Source organism: Caballeronia eucalypticola (assembly GCF_047608185.1).
In the GTDB taxonomy this organism is placed as follows: Bacteria; Pseudomonadota; Gammaproteobacteria; order Burkholderiales; family Burkholderiaceae; genus Caballeronia.
The window spans coordinates 1-17,392 of sequence record NZ_JBLKRU010000086.1; the positions used below are offsets into that span (position 1 = coordinate 1).

A 17,392-nucleotide genomic window follows, 5' to 3' on the forward strand; every position below is an offset into this window, starting at 1 on the left:
TCACTCAGAGGGTCACATGGTCGGATCATGTGACGCAATGCTTGCGCTGTTCAGTTCTATCCGCAAGGTTGCAATGACGGACGCGCCCGTGTTCATCTCTGGCGAGTCGGGAACCGGCAAAGAATTGACCGCGCTCGCCATTCACGCCCGTTCAGTGCGGTGCGATCGGCCGTTCATCGCGATCAACTGCGGTGCTATTCCCACTCACCTTCTTCAATCGGAATTGTTTGGCTATGAACGCGGCGCGTTCACCGGTGCCAACCAGCGCAAGATCGGACGGGCGGAGGCTGCAAACGGTGGCACACTTTTCCTTGATGAGATCGGAGACCTGCCGTCCGAAAGCCAAGCGAGCTTGTTGCGCTTCCTGCAAGAGCGCACGATTGAACGGCTCGGCGGGCATGCCTCTACTCCCGTAGATGTGCGTATTATCTCTGCGACACACGTGGAAATGCAGACGGCCATGAGCGATGGTCGTTTTCGGACCGATCTGTTCCACCGCCTGTGCGTGCTGCAGATCAACGAACCTCCACTGCGCGCGCGTGGTCAAGATATCGAGTTACTTGCGAACAACATACTCGAGCGTTTCAAGATGGAAGCCGGTCGTCGAGTGCGAGGATTTGCACCCGATGCGATCGTTGCAATCCAGGTCTATGGTTGGCCCGGCAACGTACGCGAGCTGATCAACCGCGTGCGCCGCGCGATCGTCATGTCCGACGGACGTCAGATCCACGCAGTCGATCTCGAACTCGGGGAGCATGTCGCGGGCGCGGCGATGTCGCTGGCACGGGCGCGCGAAGCCGCAGAACGCCAAGCTATCGAAATGGCATTGCTGCGTCATCGGGGACGCCTAGGCGATGCAGCGAAGGATCTGGGAATCTCTCGCGTAACGCTGTACCGACTGCTTAATACTCACGCACTGCGGGTCGCAACGGCTCTCCCGGAGGTCGTGATGGACGACGCGTCCAAGCCGGAAGAGTAAGCTATTTGACGGCATGCTTCCGCCCATAAGTCATTTGGAATGCGTAATGCGAAAGTATATTACTGACTCTCAGGAATTGGCGGTCTCCCCTCGACGCCAGGATCTTTTTGCCATGGCTGCTGTGGCCGGCTTTTTTATGCGTTTTCTAGCTCCGAGTTCAAACTATGAGCAGAAAAATATGCCCCTCGCGTTATTCGGGTCGACTCGTTTGTATGCGAGAGAGTAACTGGTGGCGATCCCGGTGATTGTAGCGTCAGCGTTATTGCGGTTTGCCTTATGCCGATCGGACGAAACGCCGAAATTCGGTTTTAAGTTGTGTACGAAACACTCAGACTGAAGCCTCTTTCGAATACCGTGGCAAATTGATTGTGAAGATACATCCGGTCCCTGGCACGTCTCTTACGCTCAGGGTTCCGTCATTCGATTCCACGCTTCGACGCGCTATCGACAAACCAAGCCCCAGCCCGCTTTTGTCGTCACTGTTCTGCGTGAATGGAAGGAACATTTTTTCGGCGTCGCCCGCCGGAAGTCCGCCGCAGTGATCCTTGACATCGATCAGGATGCGATCAGCGACTGCGTAGGCGTTCAAAGTCACTTCGGTGTGGCTGTGCGTAAACTTTAGAGCGTTCTGCACCAAGTTCCCCACCGCCGCATAGAGGAGGTTCCGATCGGCGCTGACAGCCAGCTCTTCGTCAACAGCGGACGCCGTAAATTTGCACCCGTTGACGTGAGCCACTAGCTCCGCGGCTCGCTTCACCTCTTCGATAAATTCTGCCAATGAAAACATTTGCGAATGGACGGTCTTCTTGGCTCTCGCGTGCACCTCTGCCATGGACTGATCGATGAGGTCGCCCAGCGCGGTCAGGCTGCGCTCCAATATCGAGCCCGTTGCTCCCGAAAAACTCAGATTTCCGGCTTTCGCAGCAGCAAACGCAAGCGTTGCGGATCCGAGCGCGTTTCGCAGTTCGTGCGCAAAAAATCCGGCCTGCTGGTTCGCCTCGATAGTGCGTTTCTCATCTGCAGCAGAGTCGCGCTGGTAGCTAAACTCTGTAACCGCATCGGCGATGGCGTTATCCAAGCAGCGATTGAGGGTTCGAAACTCGTCTATCTGAAAGGGCGCATCACGCTCATACGCGAGGTCCGTGATGGACTGGCACAGGTCACCGTAGTCGTGTACGACCTGATCAACGGTATATCCAAGATTAAGTAATTCTCGGCCATGTTGCGCCGCAGATGTTCCAACTTCCGACATTGACGTTTCACCATCGGATGGACCGGAGATCTCTCGACTATCCAATGGCTTGGCGGTCTGCTCGACACGGAGCGTTTTGATCAGTTGCTCCAGGAACATCGGCACACCATTTTGCAGCTGCTTAGGCGTTGCAGCACGCAATGGCCGCTGTGCGACCTTCGCTTTGCACCGCTCAATTAATTCAGAACGGTTATTCGCCAGAAAACTATGCATCATGAGCCGTACCTCCTCATTCGTTGCGCTATCTAGGCAAAGGGGTCCGGTAACCGGCAGGAGATTTGCGTTCGCGACGCTCGTGATGACAACACGCGAGCGCAGTTGATACTACTCTGTATCCATCAAGGGCGTAACGCTCATTGGACTCAGGTTAATTCATTCGGGCGCCGCGAGGCGACCCGCCGGCTAAACGGCGGCGTCGCCGTGAAGCCATGGGTCGGATCGAAAGTGAAGAAGCCCATCTGACCGTGGGGACGAAATATTGAACCGCCATGAAGGTGGAGCAGGCTAAGCGGCACTGGATTATCCCCGGTCAATTGAACGCGGCGTGTCATTCGCACTCGGTACTCGTGCCCGCCGTCACTGATCCCATACATTGCGTCACGCATTCACCGGCATTCCTTACGAACTTGTCTTCACAGCCCGCTGCTCGCCGGTCGAGCAAAAAAGCACGGACGAACTCATTGCGCGAAACTCATGAGTAGGGTCACCAACTTGCTCGGTGGTTGCCCTTTCTGACAATAGCCATCAAACGAGTGGTCAGCGAGGTGCTCGCGCAGCTCGGTGTCATCATTCAACGCCGTAAAGGCAAGAATGATGGTTTCGCTGGTGCGACGATCCTGCCGCAAAGCAAAAGTGGCTTCGTATCCGTTGCACCCGGGCATCGAGATATCCATGAGGATGACGTGAGGTGCCCAATCTGTTCCGATCTTGATAGCCTCCAGGCCGCCGAAAGCCATCTGGCATTCCATGCTTTCGAACGACAGGTAAGCCGCCAATGCTTCCGCCGCATTGTGATTGTCGTCGACCACCAGAACCCGAAGCTGTATGCCACCAAGGTGGAAGCTGCGCCGAATCCATGGATCAAAAGCTATGCTGTGGATGTTTGAAGGCATTGGGTCTCCGGGATCAAGACTAGGACGCATCAGGCGTGCCGCGTCATGGTTTTGTCGCCCCTTTTCAATCACTTATATGGTGATTATTTAACACATGTAGGAGAAACGCTTAGGCTAGGAGGCCTCGAACCAGGTCAGGGCCAAGTGCCGTGCGAACATCCATGAGCAGCTCGATAGTCGACCGCGTTTGGTGACTATCGGACCCCGCTTTAACTCGTCGAACCTGTTACGGGACACACCACGTACATACAACGCCCGCAGCGGCGTATGCATGAACGCCGCACTGGTAAATCGATTGCTGGCATCACTACCGGTAGTTGTTGCCAAGGTGAACAGGCCAACATCCAGTTTCTGAAGTTGCTTGCCTTCAACATCCTTAACCCCGGATACATGACGAGCGGTTGCGCATGCAGTCGATCCTATCGCCATGCAGCTGCCCGTTTTTGCGCGTAGTTGCAACCACAAGGATGGTGGCAACTCTCGGACGGAAGGATCGCTCACCATACCCAAGCCATTGCTGGCGATCAAAGTCGGCCACTCGTTGCTATGAATGACAACCGCGACATCTTCTTTGCGGACTTAGACGGGATGACGCCCAACCTAAACAATCCAAGAATTCATCATATAGGATTCCTCATGACTTTCGGTGCGCCACCAATGTCCATCTACGTCCTTACCTGAACTTATGTTGATCCCATACTGGCATGCGTGATACATGCCCTGGGCACTGGCGGATTCGCAAAAGATTAGGTGGTTTGTCGTCCCGAAGAGACCTCAAATGTAATTGATTTATTGGAAGTCTTATCCGCCGTCGAGGAGGTTTATTCGTGAGGCCGTGGTGACGCAAGATATCGACAAAGATAGGTTATCGGTAAAGCTAGCCGGTAAAACCGCTTGCGATTCTCGCGCGGGCCTCCCGCTCGCCATAATCGAGCGCCGCGTCGAGCGTCAAATGCACGTCTGCCTGAGCAATAACGTCGCAGAGGAAATGGCCAATGACGCCGCCGCCGTCCTTTCGACTGATCACTGCACTGACTCGGTAACCCTCTATGGCCGTACTGGACGGCAACGGACTTAGCACCGCAGACGCGGTGATAAGTATCTCGTACCCATCAACTTCTATTTTTCGCGGCATGAGCGTCTCCCTATAGCCGGAATCCTAGCATGAAGGAACACCCTATTCTTCCAGTGTCGCAATCGTGTACTCGCTGCCCGCTCGCGAACGTGTCTTTTGCTCCGGATTCCGCTGCCGCTTGCTGGAGAAAGTGCGGGTGGCAAACTAGCGGTCGTCGCTGCTATCAACAAACGCGAAGCCCACGCGGCCATCCCGCGCGCTTTGCTCGCTGTCTATACGGCCGCGCAAAGAGAAAGCCTTAATAGCCTTTGTATATCGGAAACGCCATAGCGAAGCCACTCAATAAGGCGATGATTCGTGGTTCCTCGACAATCTGGTAAAAAGGCCCGACGGACAAGCAGGACACTGGTGTCGATCTGGTCTTCCCAACTTTTGAAGGCTTGCCGCCGGCCACGATCATCAACGCGAATCTTGTTGCCCTTCTGATGACGGCGAGATGTGGGAAAGCGATCACTCAGGCTAATGAGCAAGTTGATCGCAGCGGAACTTCTAAGGGACATTATCCGCGGTATCGCGTCAATTACGAAGACGGCAAGCCGCCTCGCACTGTGGTTGACGACAACCAGAGCGCAGCGGAGGCGCTACACCCCTTCGCTGAGGTTCGCATCGATCTTCGATATGTCGAAGTCCGCGCTTAACGAAAATGCTCGGGCAAAACGTGACTCGGGAATCTTAGCGTGATGTAGGCGCAGGCCTTCAGGTGTGTCGATCGACGCCTGCCCTTCAATGAAGAGATTGCCGTCCTGTACGTGGACGTTTAACCGGTCCCGCGATACGCCCGGCAGATCGGCCCATAATGTGATGCCATGCGCGTCCTCCTAAATATCGACGGCAGGAACGATCGCGGGACCCTTTTGCGCCTGGGTGTCATCGTTGCGCGCGACGGTGCCGGTATTACGTTCGGCAAGCTGGGTCTGGGTATTCATGATGCTCTCCTCGAATGTGGCGACAGGTTGGTCATTGAATGGCGATAGTGCGCGGGCGCGACGTCTCGCGCTTGCCAATACTGATCGTCAGGCAACCGTTCGCGTAGCGCGCCTTCACGTTGTCCGGGTCGGCATCGCGCGGTAACTCGATTGCGCGACGAAAGGCGCCAACAAAGCGTTCTTGCGTGTAAGAGCGTCCTTCCGACTGGGGTTCGACGCGTGTACGCTCGCCGCTGACGGTGAGCAACCCCTTGTCGACGTCCAGTTCCAGTTTGGCCGGATCGATCCCTGGCGCAAACGCGACAATCTCTACGGAGTCGTCCGTGCTTCCAAGGTTGATTTGCGGAAAACTGCTCAGCCGCGACGCGCGGATGCTTGATGGCAGGCCGGTGAACAACGACGACATCTGGCGCTGAAAACGGTCGAGCTCATCGAACAGGCTGTTATTGAAAAGAAGGTCACTCATGGCTACTATCTCCCAAAATGCGGCAGGAGACGAACCGGCATACGCGCTCCAGTTCGTCTGCCCAGGCCTCTGACAAACCAATCGAAACACGCAGCGCGAATACCGCGACTGCTTACGACATCGCAAATAGGAGATCGATGGAAATTTTCAAGAGATCCAGCTCAAAATTTTTTTGTCTTTTCCAGACTGCAATCACCCCCTCCATTCCGTGCCAAACTGGGTACGTTGATTGCATTTCCAATGCGTGCGCGAGGCGCACTGGCAGCGCTGGCACCCCCGCCCTGCGCTGCGGGCTGCCTACGCCGACGGGGCGATATTGGCGTGCTTAGTAATTGGCGTATGCAATGCGCTCAATTCTTGTTCGCTCGATCCGATCTCGCGGACCAATTTACAGGCGTTGTCTCAACGTCCAATTGACGCCCGCTTGCGGGTCAATCAATAGTTCGGCGCAGCATTTTCCGTACGGGCGGTGCTTCTGCTCCAGCCGCGCTATGGCACGTCGTTCAGGTCATTGGTGTCGATGCTATTGGGCGAATTCTGGCGTTGCCCGTCAACCGGCTGCGCGCCATTGACCGGCACCATGCGCTTCAAAAATTCAACTGCCGCTTTGCCGAATGTATCGTTGCGATCTCCCGCCACCATGTGTCCGGCCGAACTGACGTTGACATACTCGCTGTCGGGGACAAGCTGCATGAATTCCCGCACGCCCTCTTCGCTCAGAACGTCCGACATCCCGCCGCGAACCAGCAGGGTCGGGATGGTGAGCGCCTTCGCACACGCTTCCAGTCGCGACTGGCGGCGGGCCAGATCGCGCCGGCCGCTGCGATAGCGCGGATCCCAATGCCAATGGTATTTGCCGTCGGCACCAAGGCGCACATTTTTGGCTAAGCCCCGCAGATTGTTCGGCCGTTCGCGGTGGGGCTGGTAGCTCGCGATGGCGTCGGCCACTTCTTCCAGCGAGTCAAATCCCTCCGGCTTCAACGTCATGAAGGCCTGGATTTTGTCGATACCGTTTGGCTCGATGCGCGGAGCAATGTCGACCAGCACCAGAGCCGTAGCGTCGACATGGTACTCGCCGGCGGCAACCAGGCTTGTGCCTCCGCCCATTGAAGCGCCAACTAGCACAGGTCGAGGGTCGCCGAGCGCCGCGACAATGCATTGCAGATCCCGCACCATGATGTCCTGCCCGTAGTTGCCATTGGGTGCCCAGTCAGTGTCACCATGTCCGCGAGCATCGAAGGCAACAGCATGGTAGCCGGCGGCGCCCAACAATTCACCGGTGCGCTTCCACGCATGGCGTGTTTGGCCGCCGCCATGTTGCAGTATCACAAGCGGGCCGTTTGAGTTACCCCACGAGTCTCCCGCAAGGCGCACTGATTCGGCGCCCGCCCAGTAATGCATGGGCTCTGGTGTTCCAGCCAACCTCTGGCCTGCACTCATTTGTTCCTCCTGAAGCCGGCAAATTGACATGCGAACGGTCATTCTAGGATGTTTTGATCACCCTTTGCTTCTGCCACTCGTGAAAGAAGGACACGAGTAGCCTCTTGATGTTGAAGTCCGTAACGGCTGCCAGCGATGTCTACAAGAACGCGAACGCATCCATTAACCATGCTGACGCGGTGCCAAGTCATCTCGTCCAACATAGTTTGAAGCGATTCGTTCGATCCCTTCGCTTGGCGCTCGGGAGCCAGCCCGAGTCTTCTTAATGAGGCGCACCGATCGACCTATCGTTATGCGAGCCTTTGCACTTTATCGACGCTCGACGGGACGTGATCAGACCGTCGGCGACGTTTCCGACAGCAGCTCCCTCACGCCCGCCACGTGCCATGTGTTCAGACATTCCCGATCGATGTCGCCGGGAGCCGCCAGAACGAGTTCCGACGAGCGATCGAATCTTTATCCAAGGGGTTCTCTGCGTCTCGCACATCGTTGTATCTCGTCAACTACCTGCGATCAGTCTGGCTCTATCGATGATCGGCTTATCCACAAGTTTTCCGTCGATGGCGAAAGCCCCCCGCGGATTGTCTGCGAGTGCGGCCAGCACACGAGCCGCCCACGCGCGCTCGTCGTCGGTTGGCATAAATCCCCGATTCACCACGTCCACTTGTTTTGGATGAATGCACAGTTTGGCGCCGAAGCCGAAGCGCCGGCCACATGCAACGTCCTCGGCTATCAACTCGGCGTCGTGGACATCGAGGGTCACGCCGTCGACTGGCGGCGGTAATCCCGCGTAGCGCGACTCGATGACGAAACGCGAGCGGACATAGTCCAGCTCTCTCTCAAACCCTTCGATACCCGCATCGACGCAGTAGTCGAACGAACCAAACGCCAGTCGCGAAACGGCTCGTTCGCCGGCAATTTCCTGCATCCTCACCACGCCGGTGACAGTCTCCACCAGGGCGGTCAGCACGACACCGTCGCCGCAACGGGCCGCAATGTCGGCAAGCTGTCCGGCTTTTTCAGCTTTCGGAACCATGATGTTACGAATCGCCGAAACGCCGAACATCGCCACATCGGCCTCATGCCAAGGGGTCCCGAATGCGTTGACCCGGATCGCGACACGCGAGCGTTCGGAGTCGGGCAGTTCGGCTCGCAGCCAATCCGAGAGCTGTTCGCGCGCGCGGTCCTTCGCATCGGGCACGACTGCGTCTTCAAGATCGATCACCACCTGATGGGCAGCGCTCGCAAGCGCCTTCGAAAAACGCTCGGGGCGGTCGCCCGGCACGAACAGGTAACTGCGCAGAATCATGAGTGTCTCCCGATTACAGATTGTCTGGAAAGCAGCGCCGTGCCGAGTTATTGGATCGCGCGAGTCAGTCTCAGCCCATCGATGCGCGCAGCGTTGTAGCCGAGCAAGTCGCCCAGTACAGACTGCGTGTCCTCGCCGAGCGTCGGCGGTGCATTGAAGGTTGGCTCGCCCGCGCCTGAGAATTTCATCGGTACGCCGGGCATACGGACGCTGCCGCCGTCCGGCAGCGGAACGTCCACAACCATGTGGCGCGCGAGTACCTGAGGGTCCGCAAGCGCTTCACCGAAGTTGTTGACGGGTCCACACGGAACCCGTGCAGCATGCAGTTTCGCCAACCAGTAGGCCGAGGTCTGCTGGATCAGCTCTTCATTGATCACCTTCTCAATCAGCGCTTTGTCGGCGTACCGCGCGGGCTGCTTGAGGTATTCGGGCTTGCGCAACTCCGGACGTTCCACCACCGCGAGAAAGCGCTCAAAGAACGCGTCGCCTATGCAGGCAATGATGATGTATCCGTCTTTCGTCGGAAACGTGTTGTACGGCACGTGTACGAAGTGCGAATTGCCGATCCGCTCCGGTATGTGGCCGGACATCAGATGCATGGTTGCCATGTAGGTGAGCAGCGAGATCTGGACGTCGAGCATGGAGACATCCACATGCTGCCCGAGCCCGCTGCGCTCGCGTGCCAGCAGTGCGGCGATCACACCCATCGCACCGAAGATGCCTCCGCCGAGATCACCGATAGGAATGCCGCCGCGCACCGGATCGTGCCCGGGCATGCCGGTAATGCTCATCCCGCCGCCCATGCCTTGCACGACCTGATCGAAGGCCGGCCGCTGAGTGCCCGGCCCGGTCTCGCCGAAGCCCGTTACCGAGCAGGTGATGATGCGCGGATTGATCTCGCTCAGGGTCTCGTGATCGATGCACAAACGCTTGGGAACACCGGCGCCGAAATTATCGAACACGACATCCGCCTTGCGCACCAGATCGTAAAATACCTCGCGGCCGGCGTCGCTTTTCAGGTCGATGCAAACGCTCTCCTTGCTGCGGTTGAGCGTCATGAAGTACGCACCCATGCCATCGCGCGAGTAATCAGGATGGCTCGCGAGGAGCTCACGCGTACCCTCGCCGCGGCCGGGCGGTTCGACCTTGATGGTGCGGGCGCCGAGATCGGTCAATGTCATCGTGCCGTAAGGGCCCGAGAGCATATGAGTAAGATCCAGCACGGTGATGCCTTCGAGAGGACGGCTCATGAGATGGCTTCCTTGGAATGTTTAGGCGAAGCGAGCGGCGTGCCGGGCACGCGAGCCGCACTCAGATGCGGTGGCGCTCGACCAGTTGCTTGGCGATCACCTGGCGCAGGATTTCGTTGCTCCCTTCGCCGATCACCATCAACATGCAGTCGCGGTAATACCGCTCGATTTCATACTCGACCGAATAGCTGTAGCCGCCAAAGATCCGCATCGCTTCCTGCGCGCAAAATACGCCGGCTTCGGAACCCGCGAGTTTCGCCATCGCCGCCTCGAGATCGCACCTTTCCCCGCGGTCGAACTTGCGTGCAGCCGCCTCGATCAGATGCTTGGCCCCTTCCACCTGCGTGACCATGTCGGCCAGTTTTAGCTGGATTGCCTGGTGCTGGCAGATCGGCTTGCCGAACGCGCTGCGCTCCTGCGCGTAGCGCAACGAATGCAGCAACGCACCTTGCGCGATGCCGGCGCCGCGCGCAGCCACGTTGATGCGGCCCAGCTCGAGTCCCCCGGCGGTGTGGACGAAGCCTTTGCCCTCCGCTCCGCCGAGCAGGTTTTCAACGGGCACGCGATAGTCGGTGAAGTTCAGCTCACAGGTGTCGATGGCGCGATAACCCATCTTCTTCAGTTTGCCGACGACGTTGTAACCCGGACCGCGTTCGGCGATCAGCATGCTCATGCCCTTATGCCGCGGCTCGGCATGCGGATCCGTCTTGACGAGCAACAGCGTGAAATTGCCGTGCATGCTGTTCGTGATCCAAGTCTTGTTGCCGTTCACGACGTAGTGGTCGCCTTCGCGTGTCGCCGTCGTGCGGATTGCCTGCAGGTCTGAGCCCGCGTTGGGTTCGGTGAGACCGAGGCTGCCGCGGAATTCCCCGGTAGCCATGATGGGAAGATATTTGTCTTTCTGCGCCTGCGTGCCACTGCGCTCGATGGCCGAGGCCACGATGAGATGCGAGTTGAAAATACCCGATGGCGCCATCCATACCGAAGCCACCTTGATGACGATCTGCGCATAGGTCCAGGCCGACAGGCCGAGGCCACCGTACTGCTCGCCTATCGTCGCGCCGAATAGCCCCATCTCTTTCATCTGATCCACGATGTCCTGCGGATATTCGTCGGCGAGGTCGTACTTGCGCGCGACCGGCCGTAATTCCTTTTCGACCCAGGTATCGACCGCGTCGATGAATTCCTTCTGATCGTCATTCTCGAAAGCCATGGATGTCCCCTGTGCTCAATAGTTGATCTTGTCTTCCACGCTGTGGCCGCGCTTGGCGATGAGCATGGTTCGAGTGAAGGTGCCGACGACTTTGCCGTCCTGGTTCAGACCGGTCGTTTTCACCGAAACGATGCCGGCGCCCGGGCGCGAGTTCGACTCTCGCTTGTCCAGCACCTCAGACTCGGAGTAAAGGGTGTCGCCGGCGAACAGCGGAAAGGTGAGCTTGATGTCCGTCCAGCCCAGATTGGCAATGGCCTTCTGGCTCGTGTCGGTGACGCTCATGCCGACCATCAGTGCAACAGTGAATGGGCTCGCGACCACGCATCGGCCGAATTCGCTCGCTTTCGCATATTCGGCGTCGAAGTGCAGCGGGTGCGTGTTCATTGTTAGGAGGGTGAACCAGGTGTTCTCGGTCTCTGTCACCGTTCGCCCCGGTCGATGCTCGTAGATATCCCCAACGTTGAACTCTTCGTAGTAGCGACCAAAGCTCTCGCGAAAGCGATGCTCTCCCACTTGTTTGACATTTTGCACCATGAGTTCTGCCTCCTTTTGATCCGGACAATTACGTTCAATGTCCGGACATTATTTTTCGATTTAGAAAAAAAGTCAACAAATCTCGATGTAAAATGCTTTCATACGCTCCCAACGAAAATCGCCGAATATTCGCCAAAAAGTGATCGATCTATGCGCTTAAGCCTTGCCGCCACCACATCGCCGTCCGATGGGACTTCGCCAGACCAACCGCCAGCGCCCGGCAGTCAGACGCCCCGCTACGTCCAGCTTGCGCAGACACTCAAGCAAGCCATCGCGGCAGGGACTTATCCGGTCGGCGCGCGGCTGCCCACCGAACAGCAGATCTGCGAACAGTTCAAAGTCAGCCGGTTCACTGCGCGCGGAGCGGTGCGCATCCTTGCCGACGCCGGGCTCGTGACCCGCAAGCAACGGATTGGCACAGTTGTCACCGCGACGTCCGAGGCCCCGCGTTACAGGCACAACGCGGCTTCGGTGCAGGATCTGCTGCAGTACGCCCAGGACACGCATTTGCGCTTCGCCTATATAGGCCAACTGGCGCTGAGCCGGGCTCAAGCTGAGGAGTTCGGCGTTGAAGCCGGCGATGAATGGGTGTATTGCATGGGCATCCGCGTCGCCGGAACCCTGGCGGAGCAAGCCGCTGGGACCGTGCGGCCGATTTGTCTGACGCGACTCTATCTGAACCCGGTGCTCCGGGGCATAGAAACGCAGCTGCGCGAACATCGCGGAGCGGTGCACCTGCTTATTGAAAGCGACTACGGCGTCACGATAGAGCGTGTCGAGCAGGATCTGCACGGGATCCTGCTAAGCGCAGAAGATGCCGCAAACCTTGGGGCTACGGCGGGCGCCGCAGGTTTGCGCATCGTGCGCCGGTACTACAGCACCAAAGGCGAGTTGCTGGAGGTCGCGGACAACATCCATGCCGCTGACCGCTTCAGTTACCACATGGAAATACGCAAATAACTCCCCGGAATTCCAGCAACCGTTTTTGACTTCGGCCGCAAAACGGCCGGCCTCATTGCCGCCTAAAAGCCTGCGCCTCAGCGCTGCAGGGCGCGGGCGCTTCGGCTCGCGCCATATGATCGGGTCAACCACGGGAAAACCCCCGCAGAATTCTAATTGACAGGACAAATTCGCCTCATTAGTATTTGATTTATACGGACAAATACGGACCTGAGACAAATGAGCCATCAAATGGAAGCTTCTAACGACACCGCAGTCGTGGCATGGGCAGGAAGCGTCGCTTTCTCACGTGCTCTCTTCGGCGGGCGATAGCCATGGACACGCCGACACTCGACACGCCCGATACGATCGCGACCACACTGGCTGGTTTCGTTAAACATTTGCGGCTCGATGACGTGCCTCCCGCTGTCCGGTTACGCGCCAAGCATCTGATGCTCGATGCCATCGGTTGCGGGCTTGCGGCACGGCGCGACGCATTTGCACAGCATTTCTCGGACGCTACCTATGCGTTGGCCGCTGATGCACCGGGCAAGGCGGGTGTAGTCGGCTATACAAGGCGCTTGCCGGTGCGTGACGCCGCGATGCTGAACGGTGTGCTGCTTCATGGACTGGACTACGACGACACGCACATGGGAGGTGTCCTACACCTGAGCGTCAGCGTGTTGCCGGCTTTACTTGCTTTGTCCGGGCAGCTGGCTTTGAGCGGCGCCGACGTACTTGCCGCCTATATTGCGGCGGCGGAAGCCGGGGCGCGGCTTGCCAGCGCCGCCGCCGGCGGCTTGCACGCACAAGGATTTCATCCCACCGGCGTTATCGGCGTGTTCGCTTGTACGCTTGCCGCCGGCCGCGTCATGGGCCTCAGCGCGGCGCAACTGGTACACGCGCAGGGCGCCGCGCTGTCGTTTGCGAGCGGGAGTCTGCAGTTCATTGAAGACGGGGCCTGGACCAAGCGCATTCATCCCGGCTGGGCCGCGCAATCGGGCATCGTCGCGGCCACGCTCGCGGCTCATGGTGTGCAAGCGCCCCAGGCGCCGTACACGGGGCGCTACGGGCTGTATCGAAGCTACCTCGATGAAAGTGCGCGTGCCGCTGTGGATATCACGCGGGCGACGGCGGCGCTCTCGGCGAACGGGACCGGCACGGTTTGGGAGACATCGAATATCGCAGTCAAGCCTTATGCGATGTGCCACTTCGTACACGCCGCGATCGACGCAGCGATCGCTATTCATCGGCGCGGTCTGGACGTCGCGTCGATACGCGATATCGAGGTGCTCGTCCCCGCCGCCGCAGTACAACTGGTATGCGAACCAGTTGTTCGCAAGCGCCGTCCGGAGAATGAGTACGACGCGAAGTTCAGCCTGCCCTATGCAGTTGCAAGCGGACTGATGCGCGGCCGTCTCAGCCTCAAAGAGCTGGAGCCCGCAGCGTATCGCGATCCGGCCATTCAGATGTTGATGGACAAGGTGCGTTATGTCGAAGATGCGACGTCCACTTTCCCTCGCCATTACACGGGCGAGGTGCGCGTGACGCTTGCGGACGGCACGCTGTTGCAACAACGCGAAGCCGTGAATCGCGGTCATGTGGATAACCCGCTGGGCAATGACGACGTTCAGGCGAAATTCATGGAGAACGCGACGCTGCACTACTCGCCGGCTCATGCACGTGCCATCAGTGAGCTTGTCCTGGCTGTCGATGATTTGACCGACCTTGGCGCCCTGGAGACCTTGCTGGCGAGCGACCCGCCGGACGCAGCGCCGGCTAGCCGACACGGGTTGCCTGCGTAAGAAACAAGCCGTCGCTACGCCCAGAAATTTTTGCCCGATAACAACACGTCGATTGCCGCGCCCAAGGACTTGGCGCATCTACCGGCGCGGCCACCGAACGTACGCTCGTAAGCGCAAAAACGCAAAACCGCATAACGCTGACGAGCGAATCACAAAGCTTAAAGGAGACAGCATGAGCCAAGTCATAGGCAGTCCCACGATACTCGATCTCACCGCGGTCAGTTCCGAAACGGTCAACTCCGGAGCACGTCTGGACCGCTTGCCGATTTCGCGTTTTCATACGCGAATCCTCTGGCTGATCGCGGGCGGCGCCATGATCGACGCGTTCGATATCTATCTCGCCGGTGGCGTGAGCGCAGGCATGGCCAAAGAAGGCTTTTCGACCATGAGCCAGAACGCCATTTTTATCTCGGCCACCTTCATTGGCATGATGCTGGGCGCTGGTTTTGCGGGGTTTGTCGGTGACCGGTTCGGACGTCGTGTGTCTTATCAGATCAACTTGCTGATCTTTGGGTTGGCCTCGCTCGCGGCCTGCTTCGCCCCGAATATCGAAGTTTTGTCGCTGTTGCGCTTCATCATGGGTGTGGGACTCGGCGCCGAGCTGGTCGTGGCCGCCGCTACCTTGGGAGAGTTCGTTCCTCCCAGCCATCGTGGCCGATGGGCCGCGCTGCTCTCCATGATAATCGCAGCGGGCCTGCCACTCGCGTCGTGGACAAGTTACCTGATCATTCCCACCCTTGGGTGGCGGTATATGTTCGGCATCGCTGGCGTGGCTGCGCTCTTTATCTGGGTGCTGCGTAAGAAGATGCCTGAGTCGCCGCGCTGGCTCGAGTCAGTGGGACGTCATGAGGAAGCCGAAGCAACACTGGACGCAATTGAAAAAGAAGTCGCGGCCCAAAAAGGCCCGCTGCCGACCGTCGCTCGCGTGCAAAATCTGCGTGTCGAAAACGCGCCGTTTTCGGCACTGTTCTCCAAAAAGATATGGCCACGGTTTCTGGTAGCTGCTGCAATCCTGATTACCATCAATGTGACTGTTTACGGCTTTATCATCTGGATACCATCATTCTTTGTCTCTCAAGGCATGACGGTCACTAAATCGCTCGGGTTCACCACGACGATGACTGCGGGAGCAATTTTTGGGCCCTTCCTGGCGTTCCTGCTCGCGGACCGAATCGGCCGAACCCGCGGAATTGTCGCGTCCGCCCTGGTCCTGATCGCCTTGGGTGTCACTTTTCCGTTCATGAGAGCTGAACCGGTCATTCTTGTGGTTGGCTTCTCACTTGTCTCATCGTTTTATTTCATGGTGTCTTTAGGGCAGTTTGGATTTGTACCCGAACTTTTTCCCACAGAGTATCGGCTGCGCGGAGCTGGTCTTGCCGGAATGCTGGGCCGCGCCGTCGCCATTGGCACTCCGTTTGCAACCGTGTTTCTCTTTCATCGCTTTGGTGTATATGGAGTTCTAGCAGCGGTCATTACTTTTCTTTGTGTGCTTATTATTTCGATTTTAGCCCTGCGATTGGAGACTAACGGGACACCGCTCGAAGATATCTAGTCGCTCTTCTCCGAACCGCCCGCCCGGGCGAGTCATTCATCCGGCGGCGGTGATATGGGTCGATTGATGAACCCCTGTGACTGTGGAGCGAGTTCGCGGCCATGGGGACGCGGTGAAACTGAATGTCGTCTATGTGTGTCGCGCAGGTGATCATTGCCGCTGCCTTGAGGTCGGGGTCAGTTGGGTCTGAGTGTACTGCGCTGAGAAATGCGCAGAAGTCTGAAAGTTGATAGGGGTGGCCGTGGTGGAAGTCGGATGAGTTGGGCGCCGAAGCGACGATCCAACTCGTCAGCATCGCTGAAAGGTCTCCGAGTAATTAAATCGATCTGCGGGATAAATGTCGAAGGCTGCCTCGACGATCTGCCCACGCCGTTTAAAATAATGCTGACAGATCCACAACGCCGGTGAACGGGCCTTGGTACTCACAAGCTTTGTGACGTTAGCGGGTAACGCGATCGCGCGTATCTCTTGACGTACTTCTGTGATCCGCTCGCCGAATTGCTGTTCGATCAGCGTGTAAATAGCTACCTGCGATTCGACTTCCGATACGCGGAGCGCCGGGTGGACAAAAACTTCCGTATGGCAGATGGGATTGGAACTGTCTTGCGAGCGGCGCAGGCTCTCAATTCGCAACTATGTTTCTCCGGGTTCGGCTTGCATCAAATCAGGTTCTGTCGCAATAAGGATGGAGGGGCAAGCAAAGGCGATATGATATGCAGTGCTTATTTGGCCAACGAGTAAAACTGCTCGGCAGCAGTTTGGCCAGAGCCTGTCATCTGGCCTTTCTTAATCATATGCATGAGTTCGATGCCGCCCAGCAGAATGCGTGCACACCGGAATGTCTTGAAGCCGAGCATGGAGCGAGTGCGCCGTTTGATTGCCCGGTGATCCTGTTCGATCATGTTATTCAAATACTTGTTCTGGCGGATCTTGATCGGCGTGCCGCGCTGGGCGTTCAGCGCTTCAAGCGCGGCCAGGTTTGAGCCACTTTTATCGATCGTTATCGTCTCAGGCTCGCCGTTCTGATCAATCGATTTCTCAAAGTAACGCTGTGCTGCAGTCTTGTCGCGATGGGCTCGTAGCAGGAAATCAACCGTGTGACCCGCCTTGTCTACTGCTCGATACAGATACTTCCACGCTCCCTTGACCTTGATGTACGTCTCATCAACGCGCCAGCTCTTGCCCACCGGGCGCTTGCGGCGACCGAACGCTTTTCCAAGCACTGGCAGCAATTTGATTGCCCAACGATGCACCGTCGAATGGTCGACCTCGATGCCTCGCTCACCCATCATCTCTTCCAGGTTTCGTACACTCAGTCCGTAGGCAACATACCAGCGCACACACATCAGCATCACATCAAACGGATAATGAAAGTGTTTAAACACGTGCGATAAGGCTGGCGTCAGGCTCTGTTTCATCGGGGCAAAGACTTCGTTTTGGCGCCGAACATAATACCGCACCGCCTTATTGCGACAGAACC

General features: G+C 57.8%; 16 protein-coding genes. 4 read left to right on the forward strand and 12 right to left on the reverse strand.

Features of this window, described 5'->3' with window-relative positions; genetic code table 11:
* On the forward strand, nt 1-979 hold a 979-nt coding region (locus tag ACMX25_RS39700), incomplete at its 5' end, for a sigma-54 interaction domain-containing protein (RefSeq protein ID WP_414955287.1).
* A 328-nt stretch (nt 980-1,307) separates the two neighbouring features.
* Here the strand turns inward: ACMX25_RS39700 and ACMX25_RS39705 are convergent.
* The 10 genes from ACMX25_RS39705 to ACMX25_RS39750 form a co-directional block, all read right to left on the reverse strand.
* Complete coding sequence (locus tag ACMX25_RS39705; RefSeq protein WP_414955288.1) at nt 1,308-2,447, reverse strand: sensor histidine kinase; 1,140 nt, start codon at nt 2,445-2,447, stop codon at nt 1,308-1,310.
* Between the two features lie 461 nt (nt 2,448-2,908).
* Entirely contained in the window at nt 2,909-3,343 is a 435-nt protein-coding gene (locus tag ACMX25_RS39710) for a response regulator (RefSeq protein ID WP_414955289.1), read from the reverse strand.
* Nucleotides 3,344-4,220: 877 nt separating this feature from the next.
* The gene (locus ACMX25_RS39715; RefSeq protein WP_414955290.1) at nt 4,221-4,478 is read right to left on the reverse strand and encodes a hypothetical protein; all 258 of its coding nucleotides are present in this window, start codon (nt 4,476-4,478) and stop codon (nt 4,221-4,223) included.
* A 581-nt stretch (nt 4,479-5,059) separates the two neighbouring features.
* Nucleotides 5,060-5,281, reverse strand: coding sequence for an Hsp20/alpha crystallin family protein (locus ACMX25_RS39720; RefSeq protein ID WP_414955301.1), 222 nt, complete (start codon nt 5,279-5,281; stop codon nt 5,060-5,062).
* 154 nt (nt 5,282-5,435) lie between these two features.
* Nucleotides 5,436-5,870 (reverse strand): Hsp20/alpha crystallin family protein, encoded by a 435-nt coding sequence (locus ACMX25_RS39725; protein WP_414955291.1) that lies wholly within the window; start codon nt 5,868-5,870, stop codon nt 5,436-5,438.
* A 489-nt stretch (nt 5,871-6,359) separates the two neighbouring features.
* Nucleotides 6,360-7,310: an alpha/beta fold hydrolase gene (locus ACMX25_RS39730; protein WP_414955292.1), complete on the reverse strand. Its 951-nt coding sequence runs from the start codon at nt 7,308-7,310 to the stop codon at nt 6,360-6,362.
* Nucleotides 7,311-7,809: 499 nt separating this feature from the next.
* Nucleotides 7,810-8,619, reverse strand: a complete 810-nt coding sequence (locus tag ACMX25_RS39735) for an HpcH/HpaI aldolase/citrate lyase family protein (RefSeq protein WP_414955293.1) — start codon at nt 8,617-8,619, stop codon at nt 7,810-7,812.
* Between the two features lie 47 nt (nt 8,620-8,666).
* Nucleotides 8,667-9,869, reverse strand: a complete 1,203-nt coding sequence (locus ACMX25_RS39740) for a CaiB/BaiF CoA transferase family protein (RefSeq protein WP_414955294.1) — start codon at nt 9,867-9,869, stop codon at nt 8,667-8,669.
* 61 nt (nt 9,870-9,930) lie between these two features.
* Entirely contained in the window at nt 9,931-11,082 is a 1,152-nt protein-coding gene (locus ACMX25_RS39745; RefSeq protein ID WP_414955295.1) for an acyl-CoA dehydrogenase family protein, read from the reverse strand.
* A 15-nt stretch (nt 11,083-11,097) separates the two neighbouring features.
* The gene (locus ACMX25_RS39750; RefSeq protein WP_414955296.1) at nt 11,098-11,616 is read right to left on the reverse strand and encodes a MaoC family dehydratase; all 519 of its coding nucleotides are present in this window, start codon (nt 11,614-11,616) and stop codon (nt 11,098-11,100) included.
* Between ACMX25_RS39750 and ACMX25_RS39755 the strand changes: the two genes are divergently transcribed.
* From ACMX25_RS39755 to ACMX25_RS39765, 3 genes are all read left to right on the forward strand, one after another.
* Nucleotides 11,596-12,576: a GntR family transcriptional regulator gene (locus ACMX25_RS39755; protein ID WP_414955297.1), complete on the forward strand. Its 981-nt coding sequence runs from the start codon at nt 11,596-11,598 to the stop codon at nt 12,574-12,576. The two genes, ACMX25_RS39750 and ACMX25_RS39755, sit on opposite strands and share 21 nt — an antisense overlap.
* Before the next feature lie 314 nt (nt 12,577-12,890).
* Nucleotides 12,891-14,360 carry an MmgE/PrpD family protein gene (locus ACMX25_RS39760; protein ID WP_414955298.1) on the forward strand — a complete coding sequence of 490 codons (1,470 nt, stop codon included), beginning with the start codon at nt 12,891-12,893 and terminating at the stop codon, nt 14,358-14,360.
* Between the two features lie 172 nt (nt 14,361-14,532).
* Nucleotides 14,533-15,912 (forward strand): MFS transporter, encoded by a 1,380-nt coding sequence (locus ACMX25_RS39765; RefSeq protein ID WP_414955299.1) that lies wholly within the window; start codon nt 14,533-14,535, stop codon nt 15,910-15,912.
* 288 nt (nt 15,913-16,200) lie between these two features.
* Here ACMX25_RS39765 and ACMX25_RS39770 read toward each other — a convergent pair whose 3' ends face one another.
* Both ACMX25_RS39770 and ACMX25_RS39775 read right to left on the reverse strand, forming a co-directional pair.
* Nucleotides 16,201-16,545 (reverse strand): UTRA domain-containing protein, encoded by a 345-nt coding sequence (locus ACMX25_RS39770; protein ID WP_414955300.1) that lies wholly within the window; start codon nt 16,543-16,545, stop codon nt 16,201-16,203.
* An 89-nt stretch (nt 16,546-16,634) separates the two neighbouring features.
* On the reverse strand, nt 16,635-17,330 hold the full coding sequence (locus ACMX25_RS39775; protein WP_414953322.1) for an IS6 family transposase: 696 nt from the start codon (nt 17,328-17,330) through the stop codon (nt 16,635-16,637).
* Between the last annotated feature and the right edge of the window lie 62 nt (nt 17,331-17,392).